The organism is Streptomyces sp. NPDC055078, from assembly GCF_053607985.1.
Genome location: NZ_JBSGUP010000428.1, coordinates 1 through 7,121, shown reverse-complemented (window position 1 = coordinate 7,121; position 7,121 = coordinate 1). Strand labels below are relative to the sequence as shown.

Genomic DNA, 7,121 nt, shown 5'->3' with positions numbered 1-7,121 from the left:
GCTGAGCCCTGAGGACCATCAGTCACCACCGCCGAACCGCTTAAGGGGACCCCGACATGGCCGACGCCGTGCTGTACGAGGTGAACGACGGGCTCGCGACGATCACGATCAACCGGCCCACGGCCATGAACGCCCTGAACACCGATGCCAAGGTCGCGCTGCGGGACGCGGCGCAGGCCGCGGCCGCCGACCCTGACGTACGGGCGGTACTGCTCACGGCGGCCGGGCGTGCCTTCTGTGTGGGCCAGGACCTCAAAGAGCACATCTCCCATCTCGAAGAGGCCCGGAAGTCCGGCTCCGGAAACGCCCTGAGCACGGTGCGCGAGCACTACAACCCGATCGTCCGCGCCCTGACCGAGATGCCGAAGCCGGTCGTCGCCGGGGTGAACGGGGTGGCGGCGGGCGCCGGGCTCGGCTTCGCCCTCGCGGCGGACTACCGGGTGGTCGCCGACACCGCCACCTTCACCACCGCCTTCGCGGGGGTCGCGCTCTCCGCCGACTCGGGGATGTCCTGGACGCTGCCCCGGCTGATCGGGCAGAGCCGCGCCGCCGATCTGCTGCTGTTCCCCCGGTCGTTCTCGGCGCAGGAGGCGTACGACCTGGGCATCGCCAACAAACTGGTCCCGGCCGACGACCTGGCCGCCGAGGCCCTCGCCGTCGCCCGGACCCTGGCCGCCGGCCCGACCGTGGCGTACGCCGCGATCAAGGAGTCCCTCGCCCATGGCGCGGGCCACTCGCTCACCGAGACCCTCGGCAAGGAGGAGGAACTCCAGACGCGGGCCGGCGCCTCCGAGGACCATAGGATCGCGGTGCAGGCGTTCGTCGCCAAGGAGAAGCCGACGTATCTGGGCCGCTAGCAACCCGCGGTGGGCGGTGTCCCCACGGTCTGCCGGGAACCCCGGGGCATCAGCCCCCGTACGTCAGCCCGGGTGTGTCAGCCCGGGTGCGTCAGCCCTTCTCCGGGCCCGCGCCGGTCTCCTGCCGGCCCGCACCGGTCTTTTCCAGCCCCGCGCCCGTCTTCCCCGAGCCCGCGCCCGGCTTCTTCCGGCCCGCGCCCGCTCCGCGGGCGACGCAGGCGTCGAGGTGGTCGTCGACCAGACCGCACGCCTGCATCAGGGCGTACGCCGTCGTGGGCCCGATGAAGCGCAGGCCCTTCTTCTTGAGGGCCTTCGCGAGGGCCGTCGACTCGTCGGTCACCGCGGGGACATCGGCGATGGTCAGCGGGGCCGGGCGGCCCGTCGCGTCCGGTGCGTACGACCAGATCAGGGTGTCCAGCTCGCCGGGCGACCACTCGGCGAGCACCCGCGCGTTGGCCACCGTCGCCTCGATCTTGGCGCGGTTGCGGATGATGCCCTCGTCGGCGAGGAGCCGCTCCTGGTCGGTGTCCGTGAACTCCGCCACCGAGGCGATCCTGAAACTGTCGAAGGCGGCACGGAATCCCTCGCGCCGCCGCAGAATCGTGATCCACGACAGACCGGACTGGAACGCCTCCAGGCAGAGCCGCTCGAACAGCGCGTCATCGCCGTGGACCGGGCGGCCCCACTCCTCGTCGTGGTACGCGAGATAGTCCTCGCTGGACAGACCCCAGGGGCAGCGCGGCTTCCCGTCCGGTCCGGCCACGGCGCCGCCGCTCACTGCCCGCTCTTCTCGCCCGGGCCCGGCTTGCGGAACAGATCGTGCTTCTCGCCCGGGCCCGGCCTGCCGAACAGATCGTGTCTGCCGACTGCGGTCGCCTGCGCCCCGGCCAGCGCGGACTCCAGCTCGGCGATACGGGAGTCCCGCTCGGCCAGCTCGGCGCCGAGGCGGCCCAGCACATCGTCCACATCGGCCATCCGGTACCCGCGCACGGTGACGGGCAGCCGCAGCGCCTCGACATCCGCCCGGCCGACCGGCCGGGTCGCGGGCAGGGGGTCCACCAGCCGCTCGGGGGCGGCCTCCGGCAGGGCGGCGCTGTCGCCGCCGCCGATCACGGCGAGCGTGACCGCTCCGACGACCACGACCATCGCGATCAGCAAGAACAAGAACACCTGCGACCCTCTCCCCGAATCCCGGGCACTCCCCGGAGGTGAAACCGTATCTCCGCCGATCGTGCCACGCCGGTGTGACAGTTAGGGTCGCAGGCGGACGACCTGAGGAGGAAAACAGCTGATGCTGCGGCTGGGACAGCGTGAATTCGACACGCACGAGCCGGTGATCATGGCGATCGTGAACCGGACTCCCGACTCCTTCTACGACCAGGGGGCGACCTTCCTCGACGAGCCCGCGCTCGCCCGCGTCGAGCAGGCGGTGTCAGAGGGTGCTGCCATCATCGACATCGGTGGGGTGAAGGCCGGTCCGGGGGAGGAGGTCACGGCCGAGGAGGAGGCGCGGCGGACCGTCGGCTTCGTGGCCGAGGTGCGCAGGCGCTTCCCCGATGTGGTCATCAGTGTCGACACCTGGCGGCACGAGGTGGGCGAGGCGGTCTGCGAGGCGGGCGCGGACGTGCTCAACGACGCGTGGGGCGGGGTGGACCCGAAGCTGGCGGAGGTGGCCGCGCGCCACGGAGTGGGCCTGGTGTGCACACACGCCGGGGGCGCGGAGCCGAGGACCCGTCCGCACCGGGTCGCGTACGACGATGTGGTGGCGGACATCCTGCGGGTGACGCTCGGGCTGGCCGAGCGGGCGGTGGCGCTGGGGGTCCGGCGGGACGCGATCATGATTGACCCCGGCCATGACTTCGGGAAGAACACCCGCCATTCGCTGGAGGCGACGCGCAGGCTGGACGAGCTGGTGGATTCGGGCTGGCCGGTGCTGGTCTCGCTGTCGAACAAGGACTTCGTCGGGGAGACGCTGGACCGTCCGGTGAAGGAGCGGGTGATCGGGACGCTGGCGACGACGGCGGTGTCGGCGTGGCTGGGGGCGAGGGTGTACCGGGTGCACGAGGTGGCGGAGACCCGGCAGGTGCTGGACATGGTGGCCGGCATCGCGGGCCACCGCGCCCCGGCCGTGGCCCGCCGCGGCCTGGCCTGACCCCCGCCCGGGCCGCCCGGGGACCCTCGCTGTAGATGGGCGACCCTCCGGAGCACGCTTCTCGGCTCCCCCAACTCCGGGCCCTCGCCGTACGGGGGCGCCCCCTTACGCCCCTTACGCCGCCCGGGGTCACCGCACGGGACACCGCCCCGGCGGCCCCCGCACGCCCTTCGGGCAGGTCGCCGGACGGCCGGACAGGTAGGCCCCCGCCCTCAGGAGTGATCGGTGACCAAACGGCTCAGTGACCCTGTCGGTCAGTGCCCCGTTTCCTTCGTCACCAGGGAGACCGCCTCGTCCACGTCGTCCGTGACATGGAACAGGAGCAGATCCCGCTCCGACGCCTTGCCCTGGCCGACGACGGAGGTACGGAGCCAGTCCACAAGACCGCCCCAGTACTCCGTGCCGAACAGCACGATCGGGAATCGGGTGACCTTCTGGGTCTGGACCAGGGTCAGCGCCTCGAAGAGTTCGTCCAGTGTGCCCATACCGCCCGGAAGGACGACAAATCCCTGCGCGTACTTGACGAACATCATCTTCCGTACGAAGAAGTAGCGGAAGTTCACCCCGATGTCGACGTACTGGTTGAGGCCCTGCTCGAAGGGCAGCTCGATACCGAGGCCCACGGAGATACCGTTGGCCTCCCGCGCGCCCCGGTTCGCCGCCTCCATCGCCCCCGGGCCGCCACCGGTGATCACCGCGAAGCCCGCGTCGACCAGTGCCCGGCCGATCCGGATGCCCGCCGCGTACTCGGGGGTGCCCGGCTTGGTCCGGGCCGAACCGAAGACGCTGATCGCGCTCGGCAGTTCGGCGAGCGCGCCGAAGCCCTCGACGAACTCCGACTGGATGCGCATCACCCGCCAGGGATCGGTGTGCACCCACTCGGAGTCGCCCTCGGTGTCCAGCAGGCGCTGGTCGGTGGTCCCGGGCTGTACCTGGTCCCTCCGGCGCAGTACCGGCCCCAGCCGCTGCTCCTCCGGCGCCCGCGAACCCTCGGGGTTGCCCATGACCTGCTCCCTCCGCCGAACATCGTTGCTGGGCCAAGAGTAGGGCGGTGAAGACGGCCAGGAGACGAACTCAGGACGTCAGCCAGTCACGCAGCCGGTTCTCACAGTGGGTGATCCGGTCCACGGCGACGTGTTCGTCCCGCTTGTGCGCGAAGAGAGCGTCCCCGGGCCCGTAATTCACCGCGGGCACCCCGAGCGCGCTGAAGCGCGAGACATCGGTCCAGCCGAACTTGGGCCGGGCGCTCCCGCCGACGGCCTTCATGAACGCCGCGGCGGCCGGGTGCGAGAGACCGGGCAGCGCACCGCCCGTGTGGTCGTCGACGACGAACTCGGCGACACCGCATCCCGCGAAGACCTCGTGGACATGGGCGACGGCCGCCTCCTCGCTCCGGTCGGGGGCGTAGCGGTAGTTGACGACGACCGTGCACGCGTCGGGGATGACGTTGTTGGCGACGCCCCCCTCGATCCGTACGGCATTGAGCCCCTCGCGGTACTCCAGGCCGTCGATCACCGGCCGCCGGGGCTCGTACGCGGCGAGCCGGGCCAGGATCGGCGCGGCGGCGTGGATCGCGTTGGACCCCATCCAACTGCGCGCGGAGTGCGCCCGCTCCCCCGTGGTGCGCAGATGGACCCGGAGCGTGCCCTGGCAGCCGCCCTCGACCTGGGCGTCGGAGGGTTCGAGAAGGACGGCGAAGTCACCCGCCAGCCACTCCGGGTGCGCCTCGGCGACATGCCCGAGACCGTTGAGGTGGGCGGCGACCTCCTCGTTGTCGTAGAAGACGAAGGTGAGGTCGCGGTTGGGCTCGGGCACGGTCGCGGCGATCCGCAGCTGGACGGCGACGCCCGACTTCATGTCGCTGGTGCCGCAGCCCCACAGCACACCGTCGGCGTCCAGCCGGGACGGGACGTTGTCCGCGATGGGGACGGTGTCGATGTGCCCGGCGAGTACGACCCGTTCGGCCCGCCCGAGGCCGGTGCGGGCGATCACGTTGTTGCCGTGCCGGTCGACCGTGAGATGCGGCAGGGCGCGCAGCGCCTCTTCGATGGCGTCCGCGAGGGGCTTCTCCGAGCCGCTGACGGAGGGGAAATCGACCAGCGCGGCGGTGAGCGCCGGGGCGTCCTGAGCGAGGTCGAGCACGGTGCGGGGCATGACGACGACGATAGCGCGGGAGCCGTCGAGACCCGCGACCGCGCGGGAGCCGTTGACGCCCGCGACCGCGCGGGGCAGGGTCCCGGCGGAGGCGCCGCCGGGACGGCCCGCCGCCCGGCTCCAGCCGGTGGCCCTCGTACCGGCTCCATCCGGTGGCCCTCACAGGGGTGCCCCGAGTGCCCTGCCCGGTTGCCCGAAAGTACCGTGGGCGTGTGCCCGAACATGCATCCTCAGCCCGGCGCGGCCGTCCCCTGCGCATCGCCTCGGGGTTCGCCGTGCTGCTGGCGCTGGCCGGCTATGTCACGCTCCAGTACCTGGCGGGCGGCACCACTGCCCGGTGCCTGGTCCGGGCGGGTGCCGGACAGGGCGGGCCGACGTATGAGCTGAGCACCGAGATGGCGGCGAACGCCGCGACGATCGCCGCGGTCGGCACCACTCGCGGTATGCCGGAGCGCGCGGTCACCATCGCTCTCGCGACCTCGCTCCAGGAGTCGGGACTGCGCAATATCCGGCACGGGGACCGCGATTCGCTGGGGCTCTTCCAACAGCGGCCCTCCATGGGGTGGGGCACCCCGCAGCAGATCACCGACCCGGTGTACTCGGCGGGGAAGTTCTACGACCGGCTGGCCGAGGTCCCGGGCTACTCCCGGCTGCCGCTGACCGTCGCCGCGCAGCGCGTCCAGCTCAGCGGTTTCCCGCAGGCGTACGCGAAGCACGAGCCGAACGCGACGCTGCTGGCCGCCGCGCTGACCGGGCGCGCGGACTCGGCGCTGACCTGCACCCCGGGCACGGGCACCGACTCGGCCGACCCGGCGAAGGTGCGGGCGGAGCTGGTGCGGGCGTTCGGGCCCGACGTACTGCCGAGGGCGAAGGGCAGGCCGGGAGCACCGGAGCCGCGCGAGATCTCCGTACCGGTGACATCGCCGGTGGTGGCCAACAGCGGCCCGGCCGACGGGAGTATGCCGAAGCGTGGCTGGGAGCTGGCGCACTGGGCGGTGGCGCGCGCGGACGGGCTGGGGATCGAGGAGATCGCCTACGGGGGCAGGGTATGGAGCGCCGAGCGGGCCGGGGACGGCTGGCGCACCGCCGGTCCCGTACGGAATGCGGACCATGGCGACGTTCGAATGCGTATCGCACGCTGATGCGAACGCTCCCCCGTTAGGGGAATTCCCGGGTGTCACTCCAATGCGCCGGCACGCCGTCTGCCGACCGGGTTTCGTTCGGCCCTATATCCCTTACGGGGCAAGGGAAGTGACGATTCGCCAACTCCCGGCGGGATGGAATGTTTGCCCGTCTTTATCCATGACGGATTATGCGATGCATTACGAATTCTTTACCTTCGGGTACCGCAACTTCCCCCGCCCCCCGACCGGTTGTCACTGCGTCCGCTCGACCGGACCGGCACCCTCCGGGGGCGGACCGGCGAACGGACAGACACGATCCCACCGTCCCTCTCGTCTCAAGGAGCATCATGTCCCTCCCCCTGACCCGTCGGATCGCCCGTGCCGCGCTGCTCATCGCGGCGGGCGCAGCCCCCGTGGTCGGTGCGGCCGGCTCCGCAAGCGCCGTGGACCTTGAGCAGGCCAACCCGGTCGGCAGCAGCCTGTCCTCCCTCGACACCGCGAGCGTCAGCGACACCGTCACCGGTGCCACCGAGAACCCCGCCGGTCTGGCGGAGACCGGCGGCAAGACCGTCGAGCAGGCCGCCCCCGCCCTCCAGCGGGCCGCCGCCAACCCCGGGGGCGGCGCGCAGGATGTCCTCGGCGGTGCCGCGGGCGGCGTCACCGAGCAGCTCGGCGGTGGCACCGGGCTGCCGACGGACCAGCTCGGCGAGGCGGTGCAGACCAGCCCGCTCGGTGACAAGCTGCCGCTGGGCACCGGCCCGCTGCCGCTGGGCTAGAACCCGTAACCCGCAGTACGCGAACCTCGCGAACGGTACGTCGGAAGGGGCCCGGGAG

The 7,121-nt window shown here is 71.9% G+C and carries 7 protein-coding genes and 1 pseudogene; 4 read left to right on the top strand and 4 right to left on the bottom strand.

The genetic code is table 11. The features are described from left to right. Positions 1-56: 56 nt before the first annotated feature. Entirely contained in the window at positions 57-857 is an 801-nt protein-coding gene (gene chcB, locus ACWF94_RS28280; RefSeq protein ID WP_453494418.1) for a 2-cyclohexenylcarbonyl CoA isomerase, read from the top strand. A 196-nt stretch (positions 858-1,053) separates the two neighbouring features. Here chcB and ACWF94_RS28275 read toward each other — a convergent pair. Next, positions 1,054-1,635, bottom strand: a pseudogene (locus tag ACWF94_RS28275) (DNA-3-methyladenine glycosylase I); the annotation flags it as partial. After that, positions 1,632-2,027, bottom strand: coding sequence for a DivIVA domain-containing protein (locus ACWF94_RS28270; protein ID WP_453494415.1), 396 nt, complete (start codon positions 2,025-2,027; stop codon positions 1,632-1,634). The gene ACWF94_RS28270 and the pseudogene ACWF94_RS28275, both read right to left, overlap by 4 nt. 121 nt (positions 2,028-2,148) lie before the next feature. On the opposite strand from ACWF94_RS28270, the gene folP reads away from it, so the two are divergent. After that, positions 2,149-3,009 carry a dihydropteroate synthase gene (folP, locus tag ACWF94_RS28265; protein ID WP_453494412.1) on the top strand — a complete coding sequence of 287 codons (861 nt, stop codon included), beginning with the start codon at positions 2,149-2,151 and terminating at the stop codon, positions 3,007-3,009. A 254-nt stretch (positions 3,010-3,263) separates the two neighbouring features. Here the strand turns inward: folP and ACWF94_RS28260 are convergent, their stop codons facing one another. Continuing rightward, positions 3,264-4,013, bottom strand: a complete 750-nt coding sequence (locus ACWF94_RS28260; RefSeq protein WP_453494409.1) for an LOG family protein — start codon at positions 4,011-4,013, stop codon at positions 3,264-3,266. 70 nt (positions 4,014-4,083) lie between these two features. Beyond that, positions 4,084-5,163 (bottom strand): succinyl-diaminopimelate desuccinylase, encoded by a 1,080-nt coding sequence (dapE, locus tag ACWF94_RS28255; protein WP_453494406.1) that lies wholly within the window; start codon positions 5,161-5,163, stop codon positions 4,084-4,086. Positions 5,164-5,375: 212 nt separating this feature from the next. Between dapE and ACWF94_RS28250 the strand changes: the two genes are divergently transcribed. Beyond that, on the top strand, positions 5,376-6,305 hold the full coding sequence (locus tag ACWF94_RS28250) for a hypothetical protein (RefSeq protein WP_453494403.1): 930 nt from the start codon (positions 5,376-5,378) through the stop codon (positions 6,303-6,305). A 329-nt stretch (positions 6,306-6,634) separates the two neighbouring features. Beyond that, on the top strand, positions 6,635-7,063 hold the full coding sequence (locus tag ACWF94_RS28245) for an ATP-binding protein (protein WP_453494400.1): 429 nt from the start codon (positions 6,635-6,637) through the stop codon (positions 7,061-7,063). The last annotated feature ends 58 nt before the right edge of the window (positions 7,064-7,121 follow it).